Here is a 16,020-nt window from a genome sequence, read left to right on the forward strand (position 1 = left end):
GCGTAACGAGAGGAGGGGCCGAGCCATGGAAGGCGTCGATCTCAACGCTGTATGGGCTCGGGCGCTCAGGACCCTGCTCGACGAGGGCGTCTCGGGGCAGCAGCGCGCGTTCCTCCAGATGACGCAGCCCTCCGGCCTCATCAACGACACGATTCTCCTGGCGGCCCCCAACGACTTCGCCAAAGAGGTCATCGAGGTACGACTGCGCCCGCTGATCGTCCACTCGTTGTCGCAGGAGCTCGGCCGGCCTGTGCGGATCGCCGTGATGGTGGATCCCGGCGCCGGCCTGCCCGCCGCTTCGGACCCCTCCGTGGCGCCGCCGGCCGACCATCGCCCACAGGCGCCGTCCACAGATTATCCACAGCCCCGCCCTCAGGCTCCGCGCTTTCCCTTAGCTGAGGACGGCCCGATCCATCGCGAGGCCGAGCCGCACGGGCCGCACTATCCACAGGGCCAGCAGTATCCACAGCCTCCGCAGCACATGTCCCCGCCGGACCACCCGCAGCGGCACGGCGGCTACTCCCCCGAACCGCCCGCCGCGCCCAAGCCCGAGCCGATGCCGGGCCCTGTGTCCGGTCCTGTGTCCGGTCCTGTGCCCGGCGGCCCCGGGCAGAACCGCTGGGACGCCCGCGGCGGCCGTACCTCGGGCGAGCCGGCCCGGCTGAACGCCAAGTACACGTTCGAGACCTTCGTCATCGGCGCCAGCAACCGCTTCGCGCACGCCGCCGCCGTCGCGGTCGCCGAGGCCCCCGCCAAGGCGTACAACCCGCTGTTCATCTACGGCGACTCCGGGCTGGGGAAGACCCACCTGCTGCACGCGATCGGCCACTACGCCCAGAGCCTGTACGACGGCGCCCGGGTGCGGTATGTGAGCTCCGAGGAGTTCACCAACGACTTCATCAACTCAATCCGCGACCACAAGGCCGACGGGTTCCGCTCCCGTTTCCGGGCTGTGGACATCCTCCTCGTGGACGACATCCAGTTCCTCGAGGGCAAGGAGCAGACGCAGGAGGAGTTCTTCCACACCTTCAACACCCTCCACAACGCCAGCAAGCAGATCGTGATCTCCAGCGACCGGGCGCCGAAGCAGCTCGTGACGCTGGAGGACCGGCTGCGCAACCGGTTCGAGTGGGGGCTGATCACCGACGTCCAGCCGCCCGAGCTGGAGACCCGCATCGCGATCCTGCGCAAGAAGGCGATCCAGGAGGGCCTGGCCGCTCCGCCCGACGTGCTGGAGTACATCGCCAGCCGCATCGCGACCAACATCCGCGAACTCGAGGGCGCGCTCATCAGGGTCACCGCGTTCGCCAGTCTCAACCGGCAGTCTGTGGACATCCAGCTCGCCGAGATCGTCCTCAAGGACCTCATCAGCGAGGACGCGAGCCCGGAGATCACCATCTCCCTCATCATGTCCACAACCGCCGAGTACTTCGGTGTATCGCTCGACGACCTGTGTGGAAGCTCACGCTCGCGCGCCCTGGTCACCGCCCGCCAGATCGCCATGTATCTGGCCCGCGAACTGACCGACCTGTCGCTGCCCAAGATCGGCCAGCAGTTCGGCGGACGCGATCACACGACCGTGATGCACGCGGAGCGTAAGATCCGGTCGCTCATGGCCGAGCGGCGCTCGATGTACAACCAGGTCAACGAGCTGACGACACGGATCAAGCAGCGGGCACGCAACGCTTAGTACACAGCTGTGGATAACTCTGTGGATCAAAAATGCCGCCCTCGGCGGCGGCTCCGTCGCGTTACCCCCACCCTCTCCGGCCCGCCAACGCGCCGTCCCCACTTGGGGACAACTTTGGGGAGAACCTGGGGATGGTTTGGGGAATACTCGTGGACGACCTGGGGACGCCCTGTGCGTACTCGTCACACGCAACTCAGCTGTCCCTTTTACCCCGTGGACAACCGGTGGAAACCTCGTGGATTACTCGTGGACAGAGGGCCCTCCGCCTGGGGAACGGGTGTGGGGACAGCGGGGCCGCCCACAGTCCACAGGGGGTCCGTCCACGTTTCCCCCACACCGGCAGTGGATGAAGCAGCTCCGCTGAGCTGCGAAAATGCTCGACATCCACATATCCACACTGCCTAATAAGACGACTTGTATCTCTCTCCCTAAGAACTCAAGAACCATAGAAGGGGTTCTGGAGGCACACAGGTGCGGGAGAGTGAAGACTTGACGAAGCAGCGACACCCAGGAGGCTGATCCACGTGATGTTCCGGATCGATCGCGACGTGCTCGCCGAGGCCGTGGCGTGGACGGCACGGAGCCTTCCGGCCCGTCCCTCGGTGCCGGTGCTCGCCGGCATGCGGCTGGAGGTGACCGACGACCAGCGGCTGAAGCTCTCCGGCTTCGACTACGAGGTCTCCGCCGAGGTGACCCTCGACCTGCAGACCGGAGAGCCGGGCGTGGTTCTCGTCTCGGGCAAGCTCCTCGCCGAGATCACGCGCGCGCTCCCCGCACAGCCGGTCGAACTGGTTGTGGACGGCGCCAAGGCCGTCGTCACGTGTGGCAGCGCACGGTTCACACTTCTCACCATGCCTGTGGAGGACTACCCCTCCCTGCCGGCCATGCCGCCCGCCGCCGGACGGGTCGGCAGCGACGTGTTCGCCTCCGCCGTCGGCCAGGTGGCCGTCGCGGCGGGCAAGGACGACACTCTCCCGATGCTCACCGGCGTACGGATGGAGATCGAGGGCGACACCGTGACCCTCGCCGCCACCGACCGCTACCGCCTCGCCGTACGCGAGCTCAAGTGGCAGCCCGAGCAGCCCGACTTCCAGGCCGTGGCGATGATCCCCGGCCGCACGCTGGCGGACACCGCCAAGGCGCTGGGCGGCACCGGCGCGGAGGTCGAGATCGCACTGAGCTCGGCCGGCGGCACCGGCGAGGGCATGATCGGGTTCTCCAGCTCCGGCCGGCGGACGACGACCCGGCTGCTCGACCCCGAGTTCCCCAAATACCGCTCGCTGCTGCCCACCGAGTTCTCCGCGCGCGCCGACCTGTCCACAGCCTCGTTCGTGGAGGCCGTCAAGCGCGTCGCGCTCGTCGCCGAGCGCAACACCCCCGTACGGCTGGCCTTCCGGGGTGGAGAGGTCGTCCTGGAGGCAGGCAGCGGCGACGAGGCGCAGGCCGTGGAGGCGCTGCCGGTCGAGTTCGACGGCGACGAGATCAACATCGCCTTCAACCACCAGTTCCTGCTGGAGGGTCTCGGCGCGATCGACTCCGACGTCGCGCGGCTCCAGTTCACCACGCCGACCAAGCCGGCCATCCTCACCGGCGGCAAGCCTGTGGACGACGGGGGCAGCGAGGACTACCGCTACCTCATCATGCCCATCCGCCTGTCCAGCTGACACGGCCGGAACACCCCGGGCGTACGATCTCCTGCGGGCATGGACCCCTGACGTAGGGGTACGCGTGCCTCGTGGACGACGCAGACGTTGAGGGGTGGCTCAGATGCAGATCGGCATGATCGGGCTCGGCAAAATGGGCGGGAACATGGCCGAGCGGCTGCGGCGCGGCGGCCACGAGGTCGTCGGCTACGACCGCGATCCCTCCATCAGCGACGTCGGCAGCCTGAAGGAGCTCGTCGAGAGGCTTCAGGCGCCGCGCGCGGTCTGGGTCATGGTCCCCGCGGGGGCGCCCACGCGGAGCACGGTCGAGCAGCTGCGCGACCTGCTGTCGGACGGTGACATCGTCATCGACGGCGGCAACTCGCACTACCTCGACGACCAGCGGCACGCGGCCGACCTCGGCACCCACGGCATCGGCTTCGTCGACGTGGGCGTCAGCGGCGGCGTCTGGGGGCTGGAGTACGGCTACGCCCTGATGACCGGCGGCGAGGAGGAGCACGTCCGCCGGCTCATGCCGATCTTCGAGACGCTCAAGCCCGAAGGCGAGGACGGCTTCGTCCACGCGGGCAGCGTGGGCGCGGGGCACTTCGCGAAGATGGTCCACAACGGCATCGAGTACGGCATGATGCAGGCCTTCGCCGAGGGCTGGGAGCTGCTGGAGGCCAGCGACGTCGTCACCAACGTCCCCGAGACGTTCAAGAGCTGGCGGCACGGCACGGTGATCCGGTCCTGGCTGCTCGACCTGCTGGTGCGGGCGCTGGAGGAGGACCGCGACCTCACCGAGCTGAAGGGCTACGCGGAGGACTCCGGCGAGGGCCGGTGGACGGTCCAGGCGGCTGTGGACCACGCGGTGCCCCTGCCGGCCATCACGGCCGCGCTGTTCGCCCGCTTCTCCTCGCGCCAGACCGACTCCCCGGCGATGAAGATGGTCGCGGCGTTGCGCAACCAGTTCGGCGGGCACGCGGTCGCCTCGGTCGAAGGCCAGACCGGCAAGGGCGCCGACGCCCCCGGCGCCGACGTCACCCCGCCGGTGGAGGCCGAGGGCTGACCAGCGGCCGGACCTCGGCGTCCACGCCCGGCCCCGGCTTCGTCCACACGCATGTGGATACCGGGCCTCACCCCAGGTGACGTCGCCTGACCGCGGGCCGGTTGCGTGGTTCCTCCACAGGCTGTGGACGAACCACCCCGCACCCACCCGCTTCTCCACACTGCGTCGTTTCTCCACAGCCCGCCGCGGCCGGGACACGAAGGCCGGGCACCGGCACTAGCCTGGCGGGGTGCACGTGGCGAGCCTGTCCCTCACCGACTTCCGGTCATACCCGGAGGTCGAACTCGTGCTGGAACCAGGGGCGACGGCGTTCGTCGGCCCGAACGGGCAGGGCAAGACCAACCTGGTCGAGGCGCTCGGCTACATCGCGACCCATTCGAGCCACCGCGTGGCCACCGACGCGCCGCTCGTGCGGCACGGCGCGCAGCGGGCGATCGTGCGGGCGGCGGTGGTCAGGGACGACCGCCGGGCGCTGATCGAGATCGAGATCAACCCGGGCCGGGCCAACCGCGCCAGGGTGAACCGCTCGCCCGTCCCCCGGCCGCGCGACGCCCTCGGCCTGCTGCGGACCGTGTTGTTCGCCCCGGAGGACCTCGCGCTGGTCAAGGGCGACCCGTCCGAGCGCCGCCGTTTCCTGGACGACCTGCTCGTCGCCCGCGTCCCCAGGTTCGCGGGCGTGCGCGCCGACTACGAGCGGGTGCTCAAGCAGCGCAACGCCCTCCTGCGTACGGCCGCGGCGACGCGGGCGGGACGTCGGCGCGGCGGCCGCAGGCAGGAGGACGACGCGGCCTTCGCCGCCGCCGGCGCGGGGGACGTCCTGAGCACGCTCGAGGTCTGGGACTCCCACTTGGTGCGCCACGGCGCGGAACTGCTGGCGGCGCGGCTGCGCCTGGTGGACGCGCTGCGTCCGCTCGCGGCGAAGGCGTACGCCACGCTCGCCCCATCGTCCGGACTCGCCGACCTCGAATACCGGCCGTCGGGCTTATCCACAGATATCCCCACCCTGGGGACAAACTGGGAACCACTGGCCGAGCACCTGCGGGCGGGCCTCGCGGAGGCGCGTCAGGCCGAGCTCGAACGCGGCGTGACTCTCGTCGGCCCGCACCGCGACGACCTGCTGCTGCGGCTGGGCGAGCTGCCGGCCCGGGGCTACGCGAGCCACGGCGAGTCGTGGTCGTTCGCCCTCGCGTTGCGGCTGGCCGCCTACAACCTGCTGCGAGCCGACGGCGGCGACCCCGTGCTGATCCTGGACGACGTCTTCGCGGAGCTGGACGGCCAGCGACGCAGGCGGCTCACCGAGATCGTCGCCCCGGCCGAGCAGGTGCTCATCACGGCGGCGGTGCCGGACGACGTGCCTCCCGAACTGGCCGGCGCCCGGTTCGACGTCATGGATGGGAGCGTGACCCGTGTCCGATGAGATATCCACAGGCGGTGGACAGTCCCCGAAGGGCTCGGTCGCGCGGGGCGCCGCGCTGGCGCGGGAGAAGCTGGCGCAGGCGAAGTCCGACGCGCTGAAGCGGGGGCAGCTCCCCCGCAGCGAGCCGCGCCGCCGCTCCGGCTCGGGCGGCCCGCGGCGTGACTCCGGCGACCCGCTGCCGTTCGGCCGGGCGATCCGCGATCTGCTCGCCGCCAGGGGCTGGGAGCAGCCGGTCGCGGTGGGCGGGGTGTTCGGCCGCTGGGCGGAGATCGTCGGCCCCGAGCTGGCCGCACACACCCGGCCGGAGACCTTCGAGGACGGCGAGGTGGTCGTCGCCGCCGACTCGACCGCCTGGGCGACCCAGGTCCGGTTGCTCGCGCCCACCCTGGTCAGAAGGTTGAACGAGGAGCTCGGCGACGGCACCGTGACCCGCGTCAAGGTGCACGGCCCCGGCGCGGGCCACCGCCCTGAGGGCGGCCTGCGCGTACGCGGGAGCCGCGGGCCGGGCGACACGTACGCCTGAGGGCGGGACGGGGGCGCATTCCACAGTGCCGCCACGACGCCGCCACGACGCCGCCACGACGCCGCCACGACGCCGCCACGACGCCGCCACGACGCCGCCACGACGCCGCCACGGCCTGTCCGCCGCCCGTCCGCGGCCCGTTACGGGCGCAGAACCGCTCCGCGCAGAGCCCGAACCGACCCGTGAAGAGCGCCGAACCGGCCCAAAATCGCGTGTGAGGCTCCGACCCCCGTTCCGTGTGGGGGGTGCTCAGAAACATGATCGTCAAGCGACAGGGCACCACAGCCCCCGTGAATGCCACCTGATGTCCGTCGGACCGGTAGAATGCAAACGGACTCAAGGACACGTCCGGTTTGCGTCACCCCGGTCCCATGGGCCGATCTCCCTTGGGTGTGCGCATCGGGGCACTCACGACGGTGACGGGCACGGCAGGGGCAGCCAATCCACGGTGTCGCCCGCCGCGTGTCCGCGGCAGGAGGATTTCGCACTTGTCCTACGACGCTAGCTCTATCACCGTTCTCGAAGGGCTGGAAGCGGTCCGCAAGCGCCCTGGCATGTACATCGGCTCCACCGGTGAGCGCGGGCTGCACCACCTCGTCTACGAGATCGTCGACAACGCGGTCGACGAGGCGTTGGCCGGCTACAACGACCTGATCGAGGTCACCCTGCTCGCCGACGGCGGCGTGCGCGTGATGGACCACGGACGCGGCATTCCCGTGGGCATCGTCGCCGCCGAGGGCCGGCCGGCCGTCGAGGTCGTCTTCACCGTGCTGCACGCCGGCGGCAAGTTCGACAGCAAGTCGTACGCCGTCTCGGGCGGCCTGCACGGCGTGGGCGCCTCGGTTGTCAACGCGCTGTCGACGCGCCTGGAGGTCGAGGTCCGCACCGACGGCCACGTGTGGCGGCAGAAGTACGTGACGGCCAAGCCGACGGCGCCGCTGGAGAAGGGCGAGCCGACCGAGGAGCACGGCACGACGATCAGCTTCTGGCCGGACCCGGCGATCTTCGAGACGACCGCCTGGAACTTCGAGACGCTGGCGCGCCGGTTCCAGGAGATGGCCTTCCTCAACAAGGGTCTCAAGATCACGCTGACCGACGAGCGGCCCGACCACATCATCGACGGCGAGCCCAAGGTGCTCACCTACCACTACGAGGGCGGCCTGTCCGACTTCGTGAAGCACCTCAACTCCAAGAAGGACGCGATCCACAACTCGGTGATCGACTTCGAGGAGCACGGCGACGGCATCTCGGTCGAGATCGCCATGCAGTGGAACGCCTCCTACTCCGAGTCGGTCTACACGTTCGCCAACACGATCAACACGGCTGAGGGCGGCACCCACGAGGAGGGCTTCCGCGCGGCGCTGACCACCATCGTCAACCGGTACGCGCGCGAGCAGAAGTTCCTCAAGGAGGGCAAGGACGACAACCTCAGCGGCGACGACGTCCGCGAGGGCCTGGCCGCGATCATCTCCGTGAAGCTGGCCGACCCGCAGTTCGAGGGCCAGACCAAGACGAAGCTGGGCAACACCGAGGCGAAGTCGTTCGTCCAGAAGGCCTGCAACGACCACCTGCGCGACTGGTTCGAGCGCAACCCGGGCGAGGCCAAGGAGATCATCAACAAGTCGCTCCAGGCGGCCCGGGCCCGCATCGCGGCCCGGCAGGCCCGCGACCTCACCCGGCGCAAATCGCTGCTGGAGAGCGGCAGCGGCCTCCCCGGAAAGCTGGCCGACTGCCAGTGGTCGGAGCCGGAGAAGTGCGAGCTGTTCATCGTCGAGGGCGACTCGGCCGGCGGCTCGGCCAAGGGCGGGCGCGACCCCAAGTTCCAGGCGATCCTCCCGCTCCGCGGCAAGATCCTGAACGTCGAGAAGGCCCGGATCGACAAGGTCCTCAAGAACAACGAGGTCCAGGCACTCATCACGGCCCTCGGCACCGGCGTGCACGACGAGTTCGACATCTCGAAGCTGCGCTACCACAAGCTGATCCTGATGGCGGACGCCGACGTGGACGGCCAGCACATCACCACGCTGCTGCTGACGCTGCTGTTCCGTTTCATGCGTCCGCTGATCGAGGCCGGGCACGTCTACCTGTCCCAGCCGCCGCTCTACAAGATCAAGTGGGACCGCAAGGGCGAGGACGCGTCGTACGCGTACTCCGACCGGGAGCGGGACGCGATCATCGAGGACGGCGTCGCCCGCGGCCGGCGCGACCCCCGGCTCCACGACGGCGTGCAGCGGTTCAAGGGTCTGGGCGAGATGAACGCCGCCCAGCTGTGGGACACCACGATGAACCCCGACACCCGGGTGCTGCGCCAGGTCACCCTCGACGACGCCGCCCAGGCCGACGACCTGTTCAGTGTGCTGATGGGTGAGGACGTCGAGGCCCGCAGGAACTTCATCATCACCAACGCACGCGACGTCCGCTTCCTCGACGTCTGAGCAAGCGTGGCCGACCAGAAGGACTTTTCGTGACGGAAGTGAACACGCCGCCTGGGCCTCCCGCCGATCGCATCGAGCCGGTCGACATCCAGGCCGAGATGCAGCGCAGCTACATGGACTACGCGATGTCCGTCATCGTGTCCCGCGCGCTGCCCGATGTCCGCGACGGCCTCAAGCCCGTGCACCGCCGCGTGCTGTACGCGATGTTCGACGGCGGCTACCGGCCCGACCGCGGCTACTTCAAGTGCTCCCGCGTCGTCGGCGACGTCATGGGCTCCTACCACCCCCACGGCGACACGTCGATCTACGACACCGTCGTACGGCTCGCGCAGCCGTGGTCGCTGCGCTACCCGCTCGTCGACGGCCAGGGCAACTTCGGCTCACCGGGCAACGACCCGGCCGCCGCGATGCGGTACACCGAGTGCCGTCTCGCGCCGATCGCCATGGAGATGCTCCGGGACATCGACAAGGAGACCGTCGACTTCCAGCCCAACTACGACGGGCGGTCGCAGGAGCCGATCGTCCTTCCGTCGCGGTTCCCGAACCTGCTGGTCAACGGATCCGCCGGCATCGCGGTCGGCATGGCGACGAACATCCCGCCGCACAACCTCCGCGAGGTGGGCGAGGCCGTCAAGTGGGCGCTCGACAACCCCGAGGCCACCGACGAGGAACTGCTCGAGGGGCTGCTCGCGCGGGTCAAGGGTCCCGACTTCCCGACCGGCGCGCTGATCGTCGGCCGCCGTGGCATCGAGGACGCCTACCGCACCGGCCGCGGCTCGATCATCATGCGGGCCATCGTCGAGGTCGAGGAGGACCCCAAGGGACGGCAGTGCCTGGTCGTCACGGCCCTGCCGTACCAGGTGAACCCGGACAACCTCGCGCTCACGATCGCCGAGCTGGTCAGGGACGGCAAGGTCACCGGGATCGCGGACGTCCGCGACGAGACGTCCTCGCGTACCGGCCAGCGGCTCGTGATCGTGCTCAAGCGCGACGCGGTCGCCAAGGTCGTGCTGAACAACCTCTACAAGCACACCCAGCTCCAGACCACGTTCGGTGCGAACATGATCGCGCTGGTGGACGGTGTGCCGCGGACGCTGCGCCTCGACCAGTTCGTCCGGCACTACATCACGCACCAGATCGAGGTCGTGGTCCGGCGGACCCGGTTCCTGCTGCGCAAGGCCGAGGAGCGGGCCCACATCCTGCGCGGTCTGCTCAAGGCGCTCGACCGGCTCGACGACGTCATCGCCCTGATCAGGCGGTCGCCCTCGGCGGCCGAGGCGCAGGGCGGCCTGATGACGCTGCTGGACATCGACCAGGTCCAGGCGCAGGCCATCCTCGACATGCAGCTGCGCAAGCTGGCCGCGCTGGAGCGGCAGCAGATCCAGGACGAGTACGACGGCCTGATGGCGCAGATCGCCGACTACCAGGACATCCTGGCCTCCGAGCCGCGGCAGCGCCGGATCGTGTCGGAGGAACTCGGCGAGATCGTCTCCAGGTACGGCGATGAACGCAAGACCGAGATCATCGCGTACGAGGGCGACATGTCCATCGAGGACCTGATCGCCGAGGAGGACGTGGTCGTCACGATCACGCGCGGTGGCTACGCCAAGCGGACGAGCACCGACCTCTACCGGGCGCAGCGGCGCGGCGGCAAGGGCGTCAGGGGCGCGCAGCTCCGCCAGGACGACATCGTGGAGCACTTCTTCGTCACCACGACGCACCACTGGCTGCTGGCCTTCACCAACAAGGGCCGGGTCTACCGCTTCAAGGCGTACGAGCTGCCGGACTCGGGGCGGGACGCCCGCGGCCAGCACCTGGCCAACCTGCTCGCCATGCAGCCCGACGAGCACGTGATGGAGATCCTCGACCTGCGGGACTACAACGTCGCGCCCTTCCTGGTGCTGGCCACCCGCAGCGGCCTGGTGAAGAAGACGCGGCTGTCCGAATACGATTCGCCGCGATCCGGTGGCCTGATCGCTATCAATCTGCGCGAGGATGACGAGGTGATCGCCGCCCGTCTCGTCTCCGAGGGTGACGACCTGCTGCTCGTGTCCAAGAACGCGCAGTCGATCAGGTTCACGGCCTCGGACGACGCGCTGCGCCCGATGGGCCGCGCCACCAGCGGTGTGATCGGCATGCGCTTCGTTGACGGTGACGAACTGCTCGCGATGAACGTCATGAGCGACGGCGATGACGTGTTGATCGCGACCGAGGGTGGGTATGCGAAGCGGACACCCGCCGACCAGTACCCGGTCCAGGGCCGGGGCGGCAAGGGCGTACTGACGGCGAAGATTGTCAGCGCTCGTGGCAAGCTGGTCGGAGCCGTCATGGTGCGTCCCGAGGACGAGGTCTTCGCGATCACCTCTGCCGGTGGGGTGATCCGTACCAGCGCCGGCGAGATCAAGCAGTCGGGCCGCCAGACCATGGGCGTCCGCCTGATGAACCTGGCCGAGGGTGACAGCGTTGTGGCCCTCGCTCGCAACGCCGAGTCGTTGGAGACCGAGGAGAACGGGGCAGGAGGCGAGGCATGAGCGAGCGTAGCGGGCGAAGCGCTGAGCACAGCGCGATTCGCGGATGCGCACCCGAGCCGTCAGATGAGGGCGTGGCATGAGTGACACCGGCGGACCGCGGACACCGGGCGGCAAGCAGAGACCCACGGGCGCCCGCCCGGCGTCGTCTTCGAACGGCGTTACCGCACGGGCGCACGATGGCGGTAGCGTCGCCAAGGTGGCTTCCGAAGGAGATGACGTGACCGCCGCCGACAAGGCGAAGGCCGACGACACCATGCGCATCCGGACCTCGGCCGCCGACCAGCCATGGAAGCGGCAGCCGGGCACGGACGGCGCGTCCGAGAACGGCAGGTCCGAGAACGGCAGGTCTGACGGCGGTGGAGCGACCGCGCAGTACCCCCGGCCCGCCGGCCTCGGTACGTCCACACCCCCTGTGGACAACGGCCGTCCGTCTGTGGACAACGCTCGTCCCTCCACGGACGCTCGTCCTCCCGTGGACGGCGGCTCCGTACGCGGCCTGAGCTTCGGGCCGGGGCCGGGCGGAGACCGGGCCGAGCCCTCCAAGAAGGACAAGGACAAGAAGCTCGGCGTGCGCCCGCCGCGCAAGGCCCACCTGGTCCTGCGCAGGATCGAGCCGTGGTCGGCGATGAAGTTCAGCTTCGTCGTGTCGCTGGTGTGCTTCGTCGTGCTGTTCGTGGCCGTCGCCGTGCTGTACGGCGTGCTGTCGGCGCTCGGCGTCTTCTCCTCGATCACCGACACCGTCAACCAGCTCACCAGCGGCGCCGGTGGCGCCGGGGCCGGCACGATCGACATCGCGAGCTGGTTCGAGCCGGTCCGCATCCTCGGGTACGCGGCTCTGCTGGGCGCGCTGAACGTCGTGCTCATCACCGCGCTGTCCACCCTCGGTGCCGTGATCTACAACATCTCCGCGGACCTCGTGGGCGGTGTCGAGGTCACCTTCAGCGAAGCCGAGTGACCCTACCGGTACGGCAGGCCGCCCACACGAGCGGCCCGCCGTACGGATGCGCCTCGATGGCACGACCACGGGCCCGGAGACGGTAAGCTTTTCCTCGTTCGGAACGACGGATTCGCCACCGGAAACGGGATGCGGTAACCTTCGTTGCGCGGTGCGGGGCTATAGCTCAGTCGGTTAGAGCGCTTCCCTGATAAGGAAGAGGTCCCAGGTTCAAGTCCTGGTAGCCCCACCACGAATCACCAGCTCAGAGGCCAGTTCCCGTAATCAGGGACCTGGCCTCTTGATCGTTTGACCGTCATCTGACCGTCGCGCTGTCCGTCACGAGTAGGCATCGACGCGTTCAAGAAGGTTTGCATGGCATCGCGATTCGCGGCCCTACTAACCTGAGCTACCGCTCTCGGTTCAAGTGTGGAGCGGCGTCGTGAAGCGTCAACAGGCTCAAGCTCGCCTTGCTGCCCGCAGGGAAGCGTTCGAATGGCCAGCTGAGCTGACCCAGACATGCTAAGAGCAGCGGGCAGATGCGCCGGCGGAGGGCCTGATGCTGCTCACCCTGGCTTAGCTTCGGGGCAGGTGGGAGCGAGACTTGGTCAGCGGAAAATCTGTTCGATGCCGTAGATAAGGCGGTGGGCTTGGGGCCAACCAGCGTCGATGAAGGTGTCGCAGATCTCGCGCAGCGCAGTCAGGTGGCCAGGTGCCTGCAGGATGCTGCGGTGGTCAGGAAGATTTCTCTCGACAAAGCGTACGCAGATGTCGATCCCGAGAGAGTCGCCGGTGTAGCCACTCTGCGTGCCTACTCTGGTGAGGATGTCCCGTACGGCGAGTAGAGCCTGCTGAGGGCGCTGATCCAAGACGTGCTCGTAGATCTCGATGAGGTGGTGTAACGACGCTCGCGGCGGGGACGGCCGCGAGTGTCTGGGGCAGTGGGGCGGCTTCATCGATGAGTCGGACCTGCTCGGGTGTGGGGGGTTGCCCAGTGCGATCGATGGCGCCGCTGGAGGCATACAGCTGAAAGGCGATGGCGTCGAGCAAGAACAGTTCGCTCCTGAGACGCTCAACGTCGGCTCCGGTCATCGTTGGTCGGGGCGAGTATGTCGAATTGCCTGTGAGACGGGTGACCCGGTCGATGATTGCCGGGTCGAGACTGACGGCACCGTATTGGCGATTCAGGCCAAGCCCTCAATCAGCCTGTCCTCAAGGGAGTCGAGTGAGCTGGCCAAGACAGTCAGACAGTTCGTACAGCAGCACCTCACTGCTGGCCATGAGAACGACCGGCTTGTCCTGGTGACCACGTCCGAGGGCCTCAGGTTCGATCAAGAACGAGCTGAGGAAAGCTCTAGCACTCCTTCGAGGCTCTGCAGTCGGTACTGGTCTGGGCCTCCTGAAACTCAACGATGGCCAGCAGGCACCCGCTGATCATTCTGTTAGGACTTCTTACTCATCTCGCCGGTTACCGCGAAAGATCAAATCGCAACAGAGATCATTCTGCTGGGCGGTCTCAGTGGCCTAGGAAGTTCGAGATCGTCGGTGATGGTGCAAATGGCCAGCGTTCCTTTAGCATGAACACGCATCGCTCCGTCGCGTTTGGAGGTAGGGAATGCGCAGGCGGGCGGTCAGCATGGCTATATCTACGTTTCCACCCACCGGAATCTATGCTCCGCTGCCTTTCGCGCGTGACCGATCCGCCCGACTGCTCGACGCGTTGTCCCAGCATGGATACGCCTCCCTTCCGCTGAAGGGCGAGGAGCCGACCGCCCGGCAGATGGGCGATCTCGTCGAGGACCTGCTGAGCGACAGTAGGCCGGACGACATGGTGATCGTGCACGTGCTAAGTCACGGTGAGGAGGGCTTCGGATCGGTACGAGTAGTGGGCGCGGACGGAAGGTCTAGTTCGCGCTCCGACCTGAACAGCTGGCTCGCCGATGCGTCCGGGCTAGACGAACAGGAAGACGACGACGCGACGGACGGTGGTCTCGGCGGGCCGACGGTGCTGTTCCTAGTCGACGTGTGTGGAGGCGGGCAGGCCGCGCGGCTGGCGTGGCAGACCGCTGTGGCCGACGAGCGCCGCAGGGCCTGGGTCCTGGCCGGTTGCCTGCCTCAGCGGCCCGGTTTCAACGGCTGGTTCACCTTGGCCGTGGCGAATGTGCTGGACGGCATCGCACAGGGTGCGTTGGACGTGCACGCCTCCCTGCCATTCGTGCCGCTGCCCGCGGTGGCGCGCGCGGTCCGGGCGGAGGTTAATCGGCTGTCGGCGCATGGCTACGGGCAGTTGGTAGTCGGAACCCGTGTGGATATAGCGTCCGAAATCGAGCTGCCCTTCTTTCGAAATCCGGGATATCGGGTTGAAGTCGACATGCGCCGCCGGGACCGTAGTGATCTGAGGTGCGAGTTGCAGGAGTTCTGGGAAGCGCTGGACGAGTTGATGGACCCGTGGCACTTCATATCCAGGGCGTCCGGTGGGGTGGCTGATCCGGACGAGCGCCCGCTGGCACTGTTTCGAGGCCGACATCGGGAGATGGCCGCCCTGGGGGCCTGGCTGGACGGGAGCGGCGGCCCATTACAGGTGGTGACCGGCAGCCCCGGTGTGGGCAAGTCCTCACTTCTCGGAATGCTCGTCTGCGCAACGCATCCGGAGCTCGCGGACCGCACCCGCTACATCTACGAGAGCCGGGGCGACGAAATGCCCCTAGTGAACCCCGACTTGGCCGCCATACACGCGCGGGGCCGGCGGCTCACGGACGTCGTCGCATCGCTGCACCGCCAACTCCATTTGCCCCACGCGAACGAACCGACCGTCGAAGGGCTCGCCGAGGCACTCATCCGGCGTCGGCGGCCGGGTGTAATCGTGCTCGACGCACTGGACGAGGCGATAGATGCTGGCGGGATGATGAGCGAGCTGATCCTGCCGCTGGCCGAGATCCGTCGCAACGACGGCTCGGCGGCGTGCCGGATCCTCGTGGGAACGCGGCCATGGGCGTGTTTGGCCCCGCTGTTGCGGCGCGCGGATCGGGACGGTGCCCTATTAGATCTGGACACCGTTCCGCGGGCTGTGCTTCGCGATGATTTAGCCCGATACGTTGGCGACCTGCTGCGCGCCTACGGCACCTACGCATCGGACCAGCACAGGGCTGCACGGCGGGCGATAGCGGAGACGGTCGCCAGCGTGCTGGCTAGCGAGCGACTCGATGACGGACAGCCACGGTGGGGGGAGTTCCTGGTCGCCGGCCTGTTCACCAACTATCTGGCGCGCCATAGAAAAGCCTTGGAGGGGGCGGAGGCGGCCGCGGCCGCAGCGGCCATCCCCCGCACGTTACCCGAGGTCCTCGACCTAGATTTGCGGCTTCGCGGCGTACCCGGACTACGGGAAGTGCTTGGCACCGTCGCGTTCGCCCGCGGCGACGGCATGCCTCGTGCTGTCATCGAGGCGGGTGTCTCGGGTGGCCGATCGGCGAGTGCCTCTACCGAGCCGGAGGTGGACGTTGGCGAGGCGCTGCGGCAAGCCGGATTCTATCTCCGCAACGGTATCGACAGCGAAGGCGTCACCGTGTACCGGCTGTTTCACCAGGGCCTTGCCGACTATCTGCGAGCAGGGCTCCATTTCGGTAACGGGCCCGGCTTTGCCTGGGAAGCCGAGGCGGTGGAGAGGGCTACGGCGTTCGAACGGTCACTGCTCGACCGGATGCTTGCGACGGTAGGCTTCACACCGCAAGGTGGCGGGGATTGGCACACAGCGGAGCCCTACCTACTGCGCCATGTCGCC

Annotated in this window: 9 protein-coding genes and 1 tRNA gene; 9 read left to right on the forward strand and 1 reads right to left on the reverse strand. The window is 68.2% G+C overall.

The genetic code is table 11. The annotated features are described in order from the left end of the window. The first annotated feature begins 25 nt into the window (after window positions 1-25). The 9 genes from dnaA to ACIBK1_RS02315 all read left to right on the forward strand — a co-directional run bounded on the left by dnaA (window position 26) and on the right by ACIBK1_RS02315 (window position 12,495). The gene (dnaA, locus tag ACIBK1_RS02275; RefSeq protein ID WP_357312414.1) at window positions 26-1,690 is read left to right on the forward strand and encodes a chromosomal replication initiator protein DnaA; all 1,665 of its coding nucleotides are present in this window, start codon (window positions 26-28) and stop codon (window positions 1,688-1,690) included. A 524-nt stretch (window positions 1,691-2,214) separates the two neighbouring features. Next, a complete protein-coding gene (dnaN, locus tag ACIBK1_RS02280) occupies window positions 2,215-3,354 on the forward strand; it encodes a DNA polymerase III subunit beta (protein WP_030508588.1) in 1,140 nt (379 codons plus the stop codon). Window positions 3,355-3,457: 103 nt separating this feature from the next. Then, on the forward strand, window positions 3,458-4,402 hold the full coding sequence (gene gnd / locus ACIBK1_RS02285; protein ID WP_030508587.1) for a phosphogluconate dehydrogenase (NAD(+)-dependent, decarboxylating): 945 nt from the start codon (window positions 3,458-3,460) through the stop codon (window positions 4,400-4,402). A 229-nt stretch (window positions 4,403-4,631) separates the two neighbouring features. Further along, window positions 4,632-5,819, forward strand: a complete 1,188-nt coding sequence (gene recF / locus ACIBK1_RS02290) for a DNA replication/repair protein RecF (protein ID WP_396731674.1) — start codon at window positions 4,632-4,634, stop codon at window positions 5,817-5,819. Further along, complete coding sequence (locus ACIBK1_RS02295) at window positions 5,809-6,342, forward strand: DUF721 domain-containing protein (protein WP_396731677.1); 534 nt, start codon at window positions 5,809-5,811, stop codon at window positions 6,340-6,342. The genes recF and ACIBK1_RS02295 overlap by 11 nt, the downstream gene beginning before the upstream one ends. A gap of 488 nt (window positions 6,343-6,830) precedes the next feature. After that, on the forward strand, window positions 6,831-8,777 hold the full coding sequence (gene gyrB, locus ACIBK1_RS02300) for a DNA topoisomerase (ATP-hydrolyzing) subunit B (RefSeq protein ID WP_081903600.1): 1,947 nt from the start codon (window positions 6,831-6,833) through the stop codon (window positions 8,775-8,777). Between the two features lie 29 nt (window positions 8,778-8,806). Further along, window positions 8,807-11,308: a DNA gyrase subunit A gene (gene gyrA / locus ACIBK1_RS02305; protein ID WP_030508583.1), complete on the forward strand. Its 2,502-nt coding sequence runs from the start codon at window positions 8,807-8,809 to the stop codon at window positions 11,306-11,308. Between the two features lie 217 nt (window positions 11,309-11,525). After that, window positions 11,526-12,263: a DUF3566 domain-containing protein gene (locus tag ACIBK1_RS02310; RefSeq protein ID WP_231513924.1), complete on the forward strand. Its 738-nt coding sequence runs from the start codon at window positions 11,526-11,528 to the stop codon at window positions 12,261-12,263. Between the two features lie 155 nt (window positions 12,264-12,418). Beyond that, window positions 12,419-12,495: transfer RNA gene (locus tag ACIBK1_RS02315), tRNA-Ile, on the forward strand. 355 nt (window positions 12,496-12,850) lie between these two features. Here the strand turns inward: ACIBK1_RS02315 and ACIBK1_RS02320 are convergent. Beyond that, window positions 12,851-13,111 carry a hypothetical protein gene (locus tag ACIBK1_RS02320; protein WP_156080949.1) on the reverse strand — a complete coding sequence of 87 codons (261 nt, stop codon included), beginning with the start codon at window positions 13,109-13,111 and terminating at the stop codon, window positions 12,851-12,853. Between the last annotated feature and the right edge of the window lie 2,909 nt (window positions 13,112-16,020).

It is taken from the genome of Microbispora rosea, assembly GCF_044460045.1.
GTDB classification, from domain to species: Bacteria; Actinomycetota; Actinomycetes; order Streptosporangiales; family Streptosporangiaceae; genus Microbispora; species Microbispora rosea.

Coding starts and splice junctions, on each gene's coding strand:
- dnaA (WP_357312414.1), top strand. CDS start 26: ATGGAAGGCGTCGATCTCAACGCTGTATGGGCTCGGGCGCTCAGGACC.
- gnd (WP_030508587.1), top strand. CDS start 3,458: ATGCAGATCGGCATGATCGGGCTCGGCAAAATGGGCGGGAACATGGCC.